General features: G+C 32.9%; 14 protein-coding genes, 5 tRNA genes and 1 other annotated feature. Of the genes, 15 read left to right on the top strand and 4 right to left on the bottom strand.

Features of this window, described 5'->3' with window-relative positions; all coding sequences use genetic code 11:
• Window positions 1–33: 33 nt before the first annotated feature.
• The 3 genes from dapB to ACJDUH_RS17260 all read right to left on the bottom strand — a co-directional run bounded on the left by dapB (window position 34) and on the right by ACJDUH_RS17260 (window position 2,838).
• The gene (gene dapB, locus ACJDUH_RS17270; protein ID WP_406766451.1) at window positions 34–789 is read right to left on the bottom strand and encodes a 4-hydroxy-tetrahydrodipicolinate reductase; all 756 of its coding nucleotides are present in this window, start codon (window positions 787–789) and stop codon (window positions 34–36) included.
• Window positions 790–868: 79 nt separating this feature from the next.
• Window positions 869–1,756, bottom strand: coding sequence for a 4-hydroxy-tetrahydrodipicolinate synthase (dapA, locus tag ACJDUH_RS17265; protein ID WP_406766450.1), 888 nt, complete (start codon window positions 1,754–1,756; stop codon window positions 869–871).
• Between the two features lie 86 nt (window positions 1,757–1,842).
• Window positions 1,843–2,838 (bottom strand): aspartate-semialdehyde dehydrogenase, encoded by a 996-nt coding sequence (locus ACJDUH_RS17260; RefSeq protein WP_406766449.1) that lies wholly within the window; start codon window positions 2,836–2,838, stop codon window positions 1,843–1,845.
• 572 nt (window positions 2,839–3,410) lie between these two features.
• Here ACJDUH_RS17260 and ACJDUH_RS17255 point away from each other — a divergent pair.
• The 13 genes from ACJDUH_RS17255 (at window position 3,411) to ACJDUH_RS17195 (ending at window position 11,868) form a co-directional block, all read left to right on the top strand.
• Window positions 3,411–5,141, top strand: coding sequence for a peptide ABC transporter substrate-binding protein (locus ACJDUH_RS17255; protein WP_406766448.1), 1,731 nt, complete (start codon window positions 3,411–3,413; stop codon window positions 5,139–5,141).
• A gap of 71 nt (window positions 5,142–5,212) precedes the next feature.
• Window positions 5,213–6,163, top strand: coding sequence for an ABC transporter permease (locus ACJDUH_RS17250; protein ID WP_406766447.1), 951 nt, complete (start codon window positions 5,213–5,215; stop codon window positions 6,161–6,163).
• Between the two features lie 11 nt (window positions 6,164–6,174).
• A complete protein-coding gene (locus ACJDUH_RS17245; protein ID WP_406766446.1) occupies window positions 6,175–7,089 on the top strand; it encodes an ABC transporter permease in 915 nt (304 codons plus the stop codon).
• Window positions 7,090–7,101: 12 nt separating this feature from the next.
• A complete protein-coding gene (locus tag ACJDUH_RS17240; protein WP_406766445.1) occupies window positions 7,102–8,133 on the top strand; it encodes an ABC transporter ATP-binding protein in 1,032 nt (343 codons plus the stop codon).
• A complete protein-coding gene (locus ACJDUH_RS17235) occupies window positions 8,120–9,088 on the top strand; it encodes an ABC transporter ATP-binding protein (RefSeq protein ID WP_406766444.1) in 969 nt (322 codons plus the stop codon). Before ACJDUH_RS17240 ends, ACJDUH_RS17235 begins: the two co-directional genes overlap by 14 nt.
• A gap of 103 nt (window positions 9,089–9,191) precedes the next feature.
• The gene (locus ACJDUH_RS17230) at window positions 9,192–9,479 is read left to right on the top strand and encodes an alpha/beta-type small acid-soluble spore protein (protein WP_406766443.1); all 288 of its coding nucleotides are present in this window, start codon (window positions 9,192–9,194) and stop codon (window positions 9,477–9,479) included.
• Between the two features lie 67 nt (window positions 9,480–9,546).
• Window positions 9,547–10,284 carry a class I SAM-dependent DNA methyltransferase gene (locus ACJDUH_RS17225; RefSeq protein ID WP_406766442.1) on the top strand — a complete coding sequence of 246 codons (738 nt, stop codon included), beginning with the start codon at window positions 9,547–9,549 and terminating at the stop codon, window positions 10,282–10,284.
• A gap of 22 nt (window positions 10,285–10,306) precedes the next feature.
• Window positions 10,307–11,191: an Hsp33 family molecular chaperone HslO gene (gene hslO / locus ACJDUH_RS17220; protein WP_406766441.1), complete on the top strand. Its 885-nt coding sequence runs from the start codon at window positions 10,307–10,309 to the stop codon at window positions 11,189–11,191.
• Between the two features lie 109 nt (window positions 11,192–11,300).
• Window positions 11,301–11,376: transfer RNA gene (locus tag ACJDUH_RS17215), tRNA-Val, on the top strand.
• A gap of 17 nt (window positions 11,377–11,393) precedes the next feature.
• A tRNA-Asp gene (locus tag ACJDUH_RS17210) sits at window positions 11,394–11,470 on the top strand.
• A gap of 161 nt (window positions 11,471–11,631) precedes the next feature.
• A tRNA-Phe gene (locus ACJDUH_RS17205) sits at window positions 11,632–11,707 on the top strand.
• A gap of 8 nt (window positions 11,708–11,715) precedes the next feature.
• Window positions 11,716–11,790, top strand: a tRNA-Gly gene (locus ACJDUH_RS17200).
• A gap of 3 nt (window positions 11,791–11,793) precedes the next feature.
• Window positions 11,794–11,868: transfer RNA gene (locus ACJDUH_RS17195), tRNA-Cys, on the top strand.
• Window positions 11,869–11,969: 101 nt separating this feature from the next.
• Here ACJDUH_RS17195 and ACJDUH_RS17190 read toward each other — a convergent pair.
• The gene (locus ACJDUH_RS17190) at window positions 11,970–12,674 is read right to left on the bottom strand and encodes a DUF6873 family GME fold protein (protein ID WP_406766440.1); all 705 of its coding nucleotides are present in this window, start codon (window positions 12,672–12,674) and stop codon (window positions 11,970–11,972) included.
• Between the two features lie 158 nt (window positions 12,675–12,832).
• Between ACJDUH_RS17190 and ytxC the strand changes: the two genes are divergently transcribed.
• Both ytxC and infC read left to right on the top strand, forming a co-directional pair.
• The gene (ytxC, locus tag ACJDUH_RS17185) at window positions 12,833–13,741 is read left to right on the top strand and encodes a putative sporulation protein YtxC (RefSeq protein WP_406766439.1); all 909 of its coding nucleotides are present in this window, start codon (window positions 12,833–12,835) and stop codon (window positions 13,739–13,741) included.
• 42 nt (window positions 13,742–13,783) lie between these two features.
• Window positions 13,784–13,895, top strand: a sequence feature (ribosomal protein L20 leader region).
• Window positions 13,896–13,935: 40 nt separating this feature from the next.
• Window positions 13,936–14,457, top strand: coding sequence for a translation initiation factor IF-3 (infC, locus tag ACJDUH_RS17180; protein WP_406766438.1), 522 nt, complete (start codon window positions 13,936–13,938; stop codon window positions 14,455–14,457).
• Window positions 14,458–14,477: the final 20 nt, after the last annotated feature.

Raw genomic sequence — 14,477 nt, 5'->3', positions numbered from 1 at the left:
TATGCTGCAGACCTTAATATTACTTTTATAAAATTATATGGAATTTTCGAGCATATTATCCATAGAATAAAGACCTGGTGATTTATAGCCCATAAACTCACAGGCTTTTAGGGCTCCAACTGCAAATACATCCCTTGATACTGCAGTATGCTTAATTTCTAAGGTTTCGCCTTGACCTGCAAATATTACTTCATGTTCACCTACAATACTACCGCCGCGAACTGCATGAATGCCTATATCCTTATGCTCCCTTTTGCTTATGCCTTCTCTTCCAAATTTAAAGATAGTTTCTTCTGATATGGCATCTTTAATTGTATTTGCAAGTAATAATGCGGTGCCGCTAGGGGAGTCAACCTTTTGATTGTGGTGTTTTTCAATTATTTCTATGTCATAATCCTTGTATAAAAGAGCACTAACCTTCTTTAAAATATTATTAATAATATTTACTCCAAGTGACATATTTGCTGAGCGAAAAATAGCGATTTCACTGCTCATTTCTTTTATTTTTAATAATTGAGCTTCAGTGTATCCAGTTGTACAAAGAACTAAAGAGACCTTGTTTGCTTTTGCATAGTTTAAAAGATCATCTAGTGATTCTGGTCTGGAAAAGTCCAAAACAACATCAATTTTTTCCTTGCAATCAGAAATGTTATTATAAACAGGATAATCCATAGCTTCCTTAATTCTATCAACACCAGCTGCTATTTTAAGTCCCTCAAAGTTTTTTGAAAGTGCAGTGACTGTTTTGCCCATTTTTCCTAAGCAGCCATTTAATAAAACTGTAACCATTTAATCAACTCCAATTAAATAATAAATTTAAAAATCAAAATAAATTCTTGCATGTAGTAAGAAATTTTAATTATTTATTTTAACTTTCAATCTCTATTCCGTAAGCATTTAATTCTCTCTTTAGAACTTCAAGATTACTATCCACCATTTCACACAAAGGCAGTCTTAAATTACCAACCTTCATTCCCATAAGATTCAATGCTGTTTTAACAGGTATAGGGTTTGTTTCAATGAAAAGAGCATCATTTAAAGCTAAGGTATCAAATTGAATCTTTAAAGCCTTTTCATGATTTCCCTTTAGATACTCCATACACATATTATGCATATCTTTAGGAATTACATTGGCAAGTACTGAAATTACGCCAATACCTCCAACTGACATAATTGGAATTGTTTGATCATCATTACCGGAATATATATCTATTTTATCACCACATATGGCCTTCATCTTAGTTATTTGGCTGATGTTTCCGCTTGCTTCTTTTATTGCAGCAATATTTTTTATATCTGAAAGCTTAAGTAAGGTTTTAGGTTCCATGTTCATTCCAGTTCTTGAGGGTACATTGTAGATGATAATAGGGGTTTCTACACTATTTGCTATAGCCTTAAAGTGTTCAACTAAGCCCTTTTGAGTAGTTTTATTGTAATATGGAGTAATTATGAGGAGACCATCAACACCTATGCTTTCAGCCCATTTACTCATATTAATTGAAGCCTCTGTATTATTTGTTCCTGTACCTGCAATTACTGGAATTCTTTTATTAACCTTATCTACTGTAAATTTAATAGTTGACTTTCTTTCAGCTTCACTCATAGTTGAAGCTTCTCCAGTAGTTCCGCAGACGATTATTGCATCAGTACCATTTTCAATTTGCCACTCAATAAGCTGTTCTAATTTTTCAAAATCTACACCTGTTTCTGTGAAAGGAGTTATAATAGCTACACCGCAGCCTTTGAAAATACTCATTTTAATTCCTCCTATAATATAATTTTAAATTAAAACTTAAGTTAAGCTTTTCAATACTTTAATTTACTAAATTATTTTAATTTTATTTATTTGTCGTCATTTATTATGCATTCTGCAATTTGTACTGCATTTGATGCTGCACCTTTTCGAATGTTATCGGCTACAACCCATAGATTAAGACCATTTTCAAGGCTAAAATCCCTTCTGATTCTTCCTACATAGACTTCATCATGTCCAGCAGCATCAATTGGCATAGGATAAACTAAATTTTTCACATCATCTTTTAAGATAATTCCTTTAGAATTACTATAAAGCTGAAAAATATCCTTAATATCAAAGTTTTCATTTAGCTCAACATTAATACTTTCACTATGGCCATAATAAACTGGAACTCTAACCGTTGTAGCTGTGATTTTTAATTTATCATCATGAAGAATTTTTATTGTTTCATTAATCATCTTCATTTCTTCCTTTGTATAGCCGTTTTCCATAAAAACATCAATATGAGGAAGAACATTTCCAGCAATTGCATAAGGAAACTTTTTAGGATCTGTACCCTTAAAGCCTTCTTCTAAATCCTTATAGCCAGACATACCGGCACCTGACACAGCTTGATAAGTAGAATATACTATTCTATTAATGCCATATTTATCATAAAGGGGTTTAAGTGCAACTACAGCCTGTATTGTTGAGCAATTTGGGTTTGCTATTATACCTTTGTGCCACTTAATATCTTCAGGGTTAACCTCGGGTACAACCAGAGGAACCTCTGGATTCATCCTCCAAGCACTGCTGTTATCAATTACAACAGCATTATACTTTGCAAAAATTGGGGCAAATTGAAGGCTTATATCTCCTCCAGCAGAAAATAGTGCGAAATCAATGCTTTTATTTTTTATATTTTCTTCCTTAAGCTCCTCAACTGTTATATCAATCCCCTTAAAGGCTATTTGTAAGCCAGCTGACTTTTTAGAAGCATAGAAATAAATTTTATCTATTGGAAAGTTTCTTTCCTCTAATACTTCAATAAATTTTCTTCCAACCATACCAGTGGCTCCAACTACTGCTACATTATATTTCATATTAAAACCTCCTTGTATTCCTTATTCTGCACTAAACAATTATTAATTGTTTAGCTCATATAAAAATCTATACTATATTATATAATTAATATTTATAAAATTATATACTTTTTTATTAAAAAGAGAATTTATTAAGGTAATTAATAAATTAATAAAAAATAGCACTAATTTATAAAAAAACATATGAGATTTGAATTTATACATTCATGTATCAGAAAATTAAAAATTAATATTCGAAATAGTTATTAAAATAACAAGGCAATATGTACATTGACAAGCTTTATTAATTTATGCTACTATGGAAAAAATGAAAAAACGAAAAAATCTATATTCAATAGTTCAACTATTTTGTCTTTATTTGTTGATTTATGTAGATAAAATTAATTGACTACATGGTTTAAAAAGAAAAATAATTTTAAAAATAGAGAAAAAAATAAATTTTCAGCAAATTAAAGCAGGAATTTTTAATTTTAGGTTGAATATATTATATAGGTTAATTGAGTTTATTATTTTTTGATGTAATAAGTAGAAATACTTATTATGATAGATACTATAAAAGGGGGAATTAATAAATGAAAAGTAAAAAAGTATTAGCAGCAGTAATAACAGCTGCTCTACTAGCAACTTCTTTGTTAGCAGGCTGTGGAAACAAGCCAGCGCCAACTCCAACACCAGCTGCAGACAAAAAAGATGCAGATCAAACATTAAACGTTCTAGGGTATGATTTTAAGACTCTTGACCCAGCACTAGCAAGTGATACTGAAACTTTTACAACCTACACTGCAGTTTATGAAGCTCTTACTAGAGAAGTCATGAAAGATGGTAAGGTTACAACTGAGCTTGCTGGAGCAGAAAAGATTGATACTAATGCTGATAAAACAGTTTACACTTTCCATTTAAGAAAGGATGCAAAATGGTCAGACGGAGTTCCAGTAACTGCAAAAGACTATGTATTTAACTGGAAGAGACAAGCTGATCCTAAAAATGGTGCTGACTATATGACTTTCTTAGCTGAAATCGGTATTAAAGGTGCTGATGAGCTCTTAGATGCAGTAAATAAGAACCAAACTGATAAATATCAAAGCTTATTAGATAATCTTGGACTAAAAGCAGTAGACGATTATACCTTTGAAGTTACTTTAAAGGCTCCTACAGCTTACTTTGAAAGTGCAATTGCCTTTAAAGGCTTAGTTCCTGGAAGAGAAGATATTGCTAAGAAATTAGGAGACAAATACGGTTCAGATTATACAACTATGGTTTATAACGGACCATTTGTAATTTCTAGCTACCAACCAAATTCAAAAATAGTTTACACTAAAAATGATAAATATTGGGATGCAAAAGATATATATTTAAAAACTGTTAATGCTCCAATAGTTACAGAACCAGCAACTATGGTTAAAATGCTTCAAGGAAAAGAATTAGACCTTCTAACTACAAATATAGTAGGTGATGACCTGGCTAATTTAAAGAAGGCTGCTGATTCAGGTGAATATACTTATCAATCAGGCTATGATACATCTGCTTTCTTCTTATATGTAAATGTAGGAAAGACTAAGAACTTTACTCCTAGCCCAGCTCTAAAGAGCCAAAAGGTTAGAGAAGCATTATCTCTTGGCTTAAACAGACAAGAATTCTTAGATGTTGTTTACAAGAGAAACTTCCCATCTAATGGTATAGTTCCAAATGGAATTATGGCAGGAGACAAGGATTATAGAAAAGATGTTGCAGAACCATTAAAGGCTCTTAAGGATGATCCAAAGGCATTAATGACTGCAGGATTAAAAGAAGTTGGAATTACTGATCCTAATACTGTTACTTTAACTCTACTTTTAGGTAAGTCTTCAGCTACTACAAAAGCTATAGGTGACTACCTACAAAAGACTTATAAAGATGAGTTTGGAATAAATGTTAAACAAGTATTTAATGTTGACTCACCAACTTACTTTAAAGACAGAACAGATGGAAAATTTGACTTATGTGCAGGCGGTTGGGGTGCAGACTATAACGATGTTCATTCCTTCTTTGCTGTATTCTTAAGCAATAGCGGTAATAACAATGGTGGCTACAATAACCCTGACTATGATAAATTAGTAAAAGAAGCTGGAGCATCTACAGATTCAGCAAAGAGAGAAGCTAACTACAAACAAGCTGAAGATTTATTAATTGCAAAAGATGCTGCTGTTATTCCAACTTACTACAGAGATATAAACGCATTTATTCATACTTATGTTAAAGGCCTTTATATTCAAAAGTTTGGTGGATACTATGACTTTACAAGAGCTTATATTTCCGGAAAATAGTAAATAACTAATTATACATCAACAGGGCAACTGCCCTGTTGATATTCATGCTCTAAGGCGGGGGGAAGAATATGGCTAAATATATATTGAAAAGAATAGGACTTATGATAGTAACTTTATGGGTAGTAGCTACTTTGACTTTTATTCTTATAAATAGCATCCCAGGTGATCCTATTATGACAAAGGCAAGAGTACTGCCAGAAGCTACTCAAAAGATTATAAGAGCAAAATACAATCTTGATAAGCCACTTTATGTTCAATATGGCATTTATATTAAAAATTTATTAACTGGCAATATGGGTGAATCCATAATATATCCAGGAAGAACTGTTAATAGTCTACTAAAGGCTGAGTTTCCAGTAACCTTAAGACTTGGCTTACAAGCTATTTCATTTGGACTCATAGTTGGTCTACTTTTAGGTATAGTTGCAGCCTTAAAGAGAAATTCATGGATTGATTACTTAGTTATTTTAATTGCAATATTAGGGGTGTCTATTCCAGCCTTTGTACTGGCCCTCTTATTTCAACTTGGTTTCGGTGGAAAATACGGGCTGCCAACTGTAGGATGGGGCGCTCATACCTACTTCTTTACAGCCTTTAAATATACATTAATGCCATCCTTAGCACTAAGCTTTGGTAGCATTGCGAGCTTTGCAAGATATTCAAAGTCTTCAATACTAGATGTAGTAAATCAAGATTATATTCTAACAGCTAAAGCAAAAGGGGTATCACAAATACCTTTAACCATAAAGCATATTTTAAAAAATGCATTAGTTCCTGTTATTTCCGTGCTTGGACCTAGAGTTGCTTATGTTCTAATGGGTTCCATAGTAATAGAACAAATATTTGCCATACCAGGAATAGGAAGAGAACTTGTAAATTCAATAAGTAACAGAGATTATACTGTTATTATGTCCCTTACAGTTTTCTTTGCTTTCATTTACATCGTAGCTCAATTATTGGCGGATATTGCCTATGTTATAGTGGATCCAAAAATGAAATTGACAGATTCTAAGGAGTAGAGGTGAAACTTATGTTACTAGATAAAAGCAAGTTTGAAATACTAGGAGCTTTTGATGCAGACGCAGAAAAAATAAACAGACCAGCAATAACCTTTTGGAAGGATGCTTGGAGAAGGTTAAAAAAGAATCCTGTTGCTATGGTATCACTTGGATTTTTAATATTAGTAATTTTTGCTTGTGTATTTGGACCTTATTTAGCTCCTCACAAGTTTGATGTTCAAGATTATAAGCTATTAGACAAGGCACCTTTTGGTAATTACTGGTTTGGAACTGATAATGTAGGAAGAGACCTATTTGCAAGAACCTTAATTGGAGGCAGAGTTTCTCTTATTATAGGATTTGTAGGTACAGCAGTTGAAATAGTAATTGGCTGCCTTTATGGTGGTATAAGCGGCTACTTTGGCGGAATAGCTGATACAATAATGATGAGAATTCTTGAAGTATTTGCTACTATACCATATTTAATAGTTGTTATATTATTACTTATTGTTTTGCCTCCTGGTATCGGAACCTTAATACTTGCATTAGTTATTACCGGCTGGATGACAATAGCTCGTCTTATAAGAGGACAAGTTATGCAGCTAAAGAATTCAGAATATGTTATGGCTGCTAAAGCCCTTGGTGCAAGTCCTACTAGAATTATTTCAAAACATTTAATACCAAATACAATTGGTGTAATTATAGTATATGTATCTATGGATGTACCAGGATATATATTCGACGAAGCCTATTTAAGCTTCTTAGGCTTAGGTATTCAACCTCCAAACACAAGCTGGGGTGCATTGGTATTTGCAGGGCAGGGAGCTATGACAAATCATCCACATGAGCTTATTTTCCCTGCTGTAGCAATAAGTTTAACTATTCTCGCATTTAATTTACTAGGTGATGGTTTAAGAGACGCACTAGATCCAAAGCTTCGTCAGTAAGGAGGAAAGAAAATGGACAAAATATTAGAGGTTAAAAACCTTAGGGTTTCATATCATACTTATGCAGGAGAAGTTCAATCAGTAAGAGGTGTAGATTTTTTCTTAAACAAAGGTGAGACTCTGGCTATAGTTGGAGAATCAGGCTGTGGAAAATCAGTTACATCCAAGTCTCTTATGAGACTAATACAAACACCTCCTGGAGAAATTAAGGAAGGTTCAGAAATACTATTTAATGGACAAGATATTTTAAAAATGGATGAAAATGCCTTAAGAGAACTTAGAGGATTAGATATTAGCATGATTTTCCAAGATCCAATGACTTCCTTAAATCCTACCATGACTGTAGGAGATCAAATAGCAGAATCTTTAATAATACACAGAGGATTGTCAAAGGCAGAAGCCTTTGATGAAGCTGTTAAAATGCTAAAGCTTGTTAATATTCCAAATGCTGACAAAAGAGCAAAACAGTATCCTCATGAATTTTCAGGCGGCATGAGACAAAGGGCAATGATAGCCATAGCTCTAGCCTGCAATCCTAAAATATTAATAGCAGATGAACCTACAACAGCTCTAGATGTAACTATACAAGCACAAATCATGGATCTTATTAAAGATCTTCAAGATAAGCTTGGCTCTGCTGTAATTCTTATTACACATGATCTTGGCGTTGTAGCAGATTTTGCAGATAAAATTCAAGTAATGTATTCGGGTTTAATTATAGAAAGAGGAACTGTGGAGGAATTATTTTACAACCCACAGCACCCATATACTTGGGCATTATTAAGAGCTGTTCCAAGACTATCAACTGAACACAAGGATACACTATATGCAATAAAAGGTACACCTCCTGACTTATTAAATCCACCTGTTGGATGTCCTTTTGCAGCAAGATGTGATCATGCTATGGCAATTTGTAAGGAAGCTATGCCAGAAACTACTGTACTTTCCCCAACCCACTCAGTTAATTGCTGGTTGCAGCATCCATATGCACCAAAAGTAGCTAAGCCAGACGGTATTGGAGGTTCAGCAAATGAGTCAAAATAAGGAAAACAAAGCTTTAATAGAAGTTAAAAATTTAAAGAAATATTTTAAAGTAGGGCCTAACGCTATACTTAAGGCCGTAGATGATGTTAGCTTTACTATTAATAAAGGAGAAACTCTTGGACTGGTAGGAGAATCAGGCTGTGGTAAAACTACCTGCGGAAGAACAGTTATGGGCTTATATCCTGCTACATCTGGAGAAGTTTTATTCGATGGAGTGGATATTCATAACTCAAATTCTAAGCAGAAGAAAGAGTTTACTAGAAAAGCACAAATAATATTCCAAGACCCATATGCATCCTTGAATCCTAGAATGACAGTTGGAGATATTATTGCTGAAGGAATAGAAATACATGGCTTATATACAGGTCAAGAAAAAGTTGATAAAGTATATCAATTACTTGAACTTGTTGGATTAAATAAGGAGCATGCTTCCAGATTTCCTCATGAATTCTCTGGCGGACAAAGACAGAGAATAGGAATAGCTAGAGCACTTGCTATAGAACCAGAATTTATAGTTTGTGACGAGCCTATATCTGCACTAGATGTATCTATACAAGCTCAGGTTGTAAACTTACTTATAAAGCTTCAAAGGGAACTTGGTCTTACCTATCTGTTTATAGCTCATGACCTTTCAATGGTTAAGCATATATCAGATAGAGTAGGAGTTATGTATTTAGGTACTATGGTGGAGCTTGCCAGCAGCCATGATTTATATTCAAAACCGCTTCATCCTTATACTCAAGCTTTACTTTCTGCTATTCCAATTCCAGATCCAGAAACTGAAAAGAATAGAAAGAGAATAATGCTTGAAGGTGAAGTACCAAGTCCTATAAATCCAAAGCCCGGTTGTAGATTTGCTGCAAGATGCAGATATGCAAAACCAATTTGCAGCGAAGTAACACCAGAATTTAAAGAAGTAGAAAAAGAACATTTTGTTGCATGTCATTTATTTTAAAAAGAGGGAGTTAGCTCCCTCTTTTAAATTTTGTTATATTTTATGTATATTGCTCTCCTTATAAGTTAAAAATAGAAAATAGAAACTTAGGGAGGGGTATATAATGGGTAAAACGCCTTTAAAAAAAGTTATAAAAGCTAAACTAAAATCCAATAGGGAGCTTACAGAGATAGAAAGACTTAGAGAAGAAATAAAATATGAAATTGCTGAGGAACTAGGGCTTCGAGAAAAGGTAGATAGGCTCGGCTGGAGCGGACTTACTGCTGAAGAAACAGGAAGAATTGGGGGAATTATGACTAAAAGAAAGAAGGATATGAAGCTCCCCAAGAATAAGGAAATAATAATGAAAAATGGTTATGCAGACTTTAGATTGGAAGAAAATGGGAAATAATATTGACTTAGTTGCTAAAAATATATATTATTAGCCTTAGAAATATTGCTAAGATGGGGGGAATATTATGAGCCAATATAAAGACTTAGCACATATTTATGATGAACTTATAAATTGTGATGTTGATTATAAAGCTTGGGCTGATAAAATTTTAACTTTATGTTCAAGTCTAAATGTTGAGAAAAAAGATTATTTAGATTTGGCTTGCGGAACAGGAAATATGACAGAACAAATTTCTAAGAAATTTAGTGCCACCTGGGCTGTGGATTTATCAAGTTCCATGCTTACAGAGGCTGAAAGTAAACTAAGAGCTCATGGTATTAAAGCTAAATTTATATGTCAAGATATTTGTAATTTAAATCTAAACCAAAAATTTGATTTAATAACATGCTGTTTAGATGCCACCAATTATATTTTAGATGAATTAGATTTAGAAGCATATTTTACAAGTGTCTTTAAGCATCTAAAAGATAATGGCATATTTATCTTTGATATTAATTCTTATTATAAACTCACAAACATTTTGGCTAATAATGTATTTACTTTTGACGATGATAATGTAGTGTATGTATGGGACAACTACCTTGAAAATGATATAGTTGATATGAAGCTCACTTTTTTTGTAAAGGAAGAGGAAAACTATAAAAGATTCGATGAAGAGCATACGGAAAGGGCTTATAAGGAAATTGATATAGAAAAAATTATTAAGAAGGCTGGCTTTGTCATTAAAGGAAAACTAAATAATTATGAAGAAATTCCAATTTATGAAAAATGTGAAAGAATAGCATATATTCTAGCTAAATAAACAAAGCAAAGGAGATATTTTTGTGTCAGATAAATTAATAAGAGCTACTGCTCAAGATGGAGCAATAAGAATAGTTGGAGCAATAACTACAGACTTGGTTAATGAAGCAGTTAAAATGCACAATTGTGCTGCTACAGCTGCTGCTGCCTTAGGAAGAATGCTAACAGCTGGAAGCCTTATGGGAGCAATGCTTAAATCCGAGGACGAGAGTTTAACCTTACAGATTTCTGGAGGTGGTGAAGCCAAGGGTGTTGTAGTAACAGCCTACTCAAATGCCTCAGTTAAAGGTTACATTGGTAATCCAGAAGTGGATTTACCAGCAAATAGTAAAGGTAAGCTAGATGTAGGCGGAGCAATTGGTAAAAATGGGAACTTGCTTGTTATAAGAGATATGGGACTAAAAGAGCCTTATGTAGGCCAAGTTCCAATTTATACTGGCGAAATAGGAGACGATTTAGCATATTATTTCACAGCCTCAGAACAGACACCTTCAGCTGTTGGACTTGGAGTACTTGTAAACACAGATCTAAGTATAAAGGCAGCTGGGGGATTTATTATTCAAATGATGCCTGGAGCTAGCGAACTTGTAGCTGACTTAATAACCTATAGGCTCGAAGAAATACCCTCAATTACTGAATTAATAGAAAAGGGTTTGACAATTGAAGAAATTCTTGAGTTTATTTTTGAAGATATGAATTTAAATATTCTAGACAGCCTTGAGCCAAAATTTAAATGTGATTGTTCTAGGGAAAGGGTTGAAAAGGCTTTAATAAGTATTGGAAGGAAGGACTTAGAAGAAATATATAATGAAGGGAAGGAAGAGGAAATTACCTGCCATTTCTGCAATACCTCTTATGTATTTTCTAATGATGATATAGGAGAATTACTAAATAAATTAAATAGTTAATAAGTATAGGGTAACAAAGTTGTTATAAAGTGGTGTATAAATTGTGGAAAAAGTTATTGACAATTGTTTAATACCAATATATAATTGTAAATGTGTCAAATAACTTTGTGGGCGCATAGCTCAGCTGGGAGAGCATCTGCCTTACAAGCAGAGGGTCACAGGTTCGAGCCCTGTTGTGCCCACCACAAAGTCAATTAAATACGGCCCAGTGGCTCAGTTGGTTAGAGTGCCGGCCTGTCACGCCGGAGGTCGAGGGTTCGAGCCCCTTCTGGGTCGCCAACTTAATTTAATATGGCCAGATAGCTCAGTCGGTAGAGGTCAAAGGTCTAAATGACGTTTGACGGGTAATATAGCCGATGGCAATCGGCTGATTCATATTACCCAGTGCTGCTAAACTATAATATTGTTCTTTTTTTTGCAGCGGAAACAAAATTTAATATGGCCAGATAGCTCAGTCGGTAGAGCAGAGGACTGAAAATCCTCGTGTCCCTGGTTCGATTCCTGGTCTGGCCACCATATAATATGCGGAAGTGACTCAATGGTAGAGTGTCACCTTGCCAAGGTGAAGGTCGCGGGTTCGAGTCCCGTCTTCCGCTCCATATGGCGCTATAGCCAAGTGGTAAGGCAGAGGTCTGCAAAACCTCTATTCTCCAGTTCAAATCTGGATGGCGCCTCCAAAAAAGACTTTAGAAATTTAATTTCTAAAGTCTTTTTTGTATTAAATATGATGAATCTTCGCTAATTTTAATTAAAAGTTTCCGTTCATCTTTATTTATTGTTAATTATTAATTACAAAAATGCTTCCTCTATCAAAAAGTTTATCTTTACTTAAAAAAATAGGTTCTACTTTATGCTTTTTTAAAAATCCCTTTACTTCATATCCATAGAGATAATTATCTAAATGGCCATAAAAGGCTAATAAGCCATCTTCTAATAATCCGCAGCAGCCACCAATGAAACCATAATTTAAGCCTGGTAGAATTATATCTCCTGGTGGAAGGAGCAAAACATCAATGTTTTCTTCACTTAAGGATTTTGCAATGCCTTTATCACCTGTCATTACAGCACTGCTGCTAATAATAGCAGTTGAACATTTTGTATAACCTTGAGAGACTGATTTTACTTTTTTGGAACTTATATTTTGCAGTAATGCATTATCAGTATATTTAAGGTTGTGAAGAAATAAATTCTTTAAATTTAGGGCGTTTAAAATTATATCTAAAGGATATTTTGAATTAAGACTATTACTTGAATAAAGTATTTTATATTTATAATTCTCTAATTTCTTTACAAAATTTATGTCCATTTCTTTATGCACAATAATAGTATTCTCATTTACTATATTTAATAACATATCTGGATGTCCGCATACAGCCTTATAAAGCCTTTTAAAAGGAGGTACAGTTAAGACTTCTAATTTTAAAGCTTTTAAATTTTCTTTTTCATCTTCATCAATTCTATAATCCACTAAGACAGCTTTCATTCTAACACCTACATTCTTAATAGTTAATTATACAATACAATCTTTTTATTATTTTATCAAGAAAGTACAAATTAACTTTTTTTGTCGATAATTGCATTATTTATTTTGCATATACATTTTTCTAAAACACATACTATTTTAAGAAAGGAGTGTGAGTGATGCTACTTTTAACTGTTGTATATGAAAATGGCAATGAGGATATAATTGATGAAGTTAATGCAATGAAAAAATATTTTCGCGATAGGAATATTATTATTGGTTTTTCTGAAAGTCTAGAGTTCAATACCCACTTCTTAAAAATATTTTGTGAAGATTCTTCAGTAAATAAAAGATTTTTGGATATATTTAATCTTTATATGTCTAACATTTTATATAATATGGTTATTAGTGAATATTATAAAAAAAATATGCAGGGATTTCTTACGGATACATATTTCTTTTTAAAATATGATGAGATTAAGGAGATCAAAAGATTAAGTTTAGAGGCCTTTAAGAGCGAAGGTGCAATACTAAATGAATATATGGTGTATTTTAGAAATAGAAAAAACTCAATTATGCAAAAGATAATAGAATGCATTGCAGAAAATAAAGAAATTAATATTAAAGGTTTTATTACTTTTAGGATGAAAGAGCTTTTAGGGGATTTAGAAAGTATTATAGATAAAGTAGTTGAGAGCTATATGGTAGAAAGGGAGTATAATGAATTTATAAATCTTTTAAAGTATTTTGTTGAGCTGCAAGATAGTAAAATAGATAAGGTCAATATTTTGATACAAAAGGATGGCAGCTATAGCATTCTAGATGAGGCTGGAAATAATATAATGGACAGCTTGTTTAGCGACTTGTCTGATGTTAAGTACAGTGCTACAGTTAATATTGAAGATATGCTGCTTAGTGGACTAATAACTAATGCACCTAAAAAAATAATAATTCATGGTGACGAAAATTGTACTAATAAAGAAGTTTTAGATACAATAAAGAAGGTTTTTGAAAATAGGGCTATAATTTGTAATGGTTGTAACATGTGCAAGAAAATGAAGCAAGGCATTAAATTGTTTAAGAATTAATTATTTTTATTGACAATGTGTAAAATACAGTGTAGAATATTCTATGTTAAGAAGAAACAGCCGTTTCTCACCTTTCAGCATTGCTAGATAGGTTATGATAGTTTTTCGGATTAGAACTATTAAGGGACGGCCACTGCCGTCCTTTTTTATATTGATATAAAATGTGTTGACGGATATATATTACCTTTTAGGAGGTGAAAGTTATAAGTAAAGATTTTCTTATTAATGAGGAAATTAGAGAAAAAGAAGTAAGACTTATTGGCAGTGATAACAGTCAATTAGGTGTTATTCCTACAAAGGAAGCTTTGAGGATGGCAGAAGAAAAAGAACTAGACTTAGTTCTAATTGCTCCTACCGCAGCTCCACCTGTTTGCAAAATAATGGATGTTGGCAAGTTCGTATATGAGCAGCAAAAGAAGGATAAAGAAGCAAAGAAGAAGCAAAAGATTGTTAATATTAAAGAAGTTAGATTAAGTCCTAACATAGAAGATCATGATATTTCAATTAAAGCTAACAATGCTAGAAAATTCTTATTAGATGGAGATAAAGTAAAAGTTACAATTAGATTTAGGGGTAGAGAAGTCGAATATTCTCATATAGGCTTTGGAATACTTCAATCTTTCTCAAACAGATTAGATGAGGTTTGCATAGTAGAAAAAGCATCTAAACTGGAAGGTAAGAATATGATAATGATTTTAGCTCCTAAAAGAGCATAACTGAGAGGAGGAATTTTATT

Source organism: Candidatus Clostridium radicumherbarum, assembly GCF_045310525.1.
In the GTDB taxonomy this organism is placed as follows: Bacteria; Bacillota; Clostridia; order Clostridiales; family Clostridiaceae; genus Clostridium_AT; species Clostridium_AT radicumherbarum.
This window is presented reverse-complemented; position numbering and strand designations above follow the sequence as displayed.

Excerpts from the sequence above, each read along its gene's own strand:
- ACJDUH_RS17245 (WP_406766446.1), top strand. The coding sequence starts at position 6,175 with ATGTTACTAGATAAAAGCAAGTTTGAAATACTAGGAGCTTTTGATGCA.
- ACJDUH_RS17250 (WP_406766447.1), top strand. The coding sequence starts at position 5,213 with ATGGCTAAATATATATTGAAAAGAATAGGACTTATGATAGTAACTTTA.
- ACJDUH_RS17260 (WP_406766449.1), bottom strand. The coding sequence starts at position 2,838 with ATGAAATATAATGTAGCAGTAGTTGGAGCCACTGGTATGGTTGGAAGA.
- ACJDUH_RS17230 (WP_406766443.1), top strand. The coding sequence starts at position 9,192 with ATGGGTAAAACGCCTTTAAAAAAAGTTATAAAAGCTAAACTAAAATCC.
- ytxC (WP_406766439.1), top strand. The coding sequence starts at position 12,833 with ATGCTACTTTTAACTGTTGTATATGAAAATGGCAATGAGGATATAATT.
- ACJDUH_RS17255 (WP_406766448.1), top strand. The coding sequence starts at position 3,411 with ATGAAAAGTAAAAAAGTATTAGCAGCAGTAATAACAGCTGCTCTACTA.
- ACJDUH_RS17190 (WP_406766440.1), bottom strand. The coding sequence starts at position 12,674 with ATGAAAGCTGTCTTAGTGGATTATAGAATTGATGAAGATGAAAAAGAA.
- ACJDUH_RS17225 (WP_406766442.1), top strand. The coding sequence starts at position 9,547 with ATGAGCCAATATAAAGACTTAGCACATATTTATGATGAACTTATAAAT.
- ACJDUH_RS17235 (WP_406766444.1), top strand. The coding sequence starts at position 8,120 with ATGAGTCAAAATAAGGAAAACAAAGCTTTAATAGAAGTTAAAAATTTA.
- ACJDUH_RS17240 (WP_406766445.1), top strand. The coding sequence starts at position 7,102 with ATGGACAAAATATTAGAGGTTAAAAACCTTAGGGTTTCATATCATACT.
- dapA (WP_406766450.1), bottom strand. The coding sequence starts at position 1,756 with ATGAGTATTTTCAAAGGCTGCGGTGTAGCTATTATAACTCCTTTCACA.
- dapB (WP_406766451.1), bottom strand. The coding sequence starts at position 789 with ATGGTTACAGTTTTATTAAATGGCTGCTTAGGAAAAATGGGCAAAACA.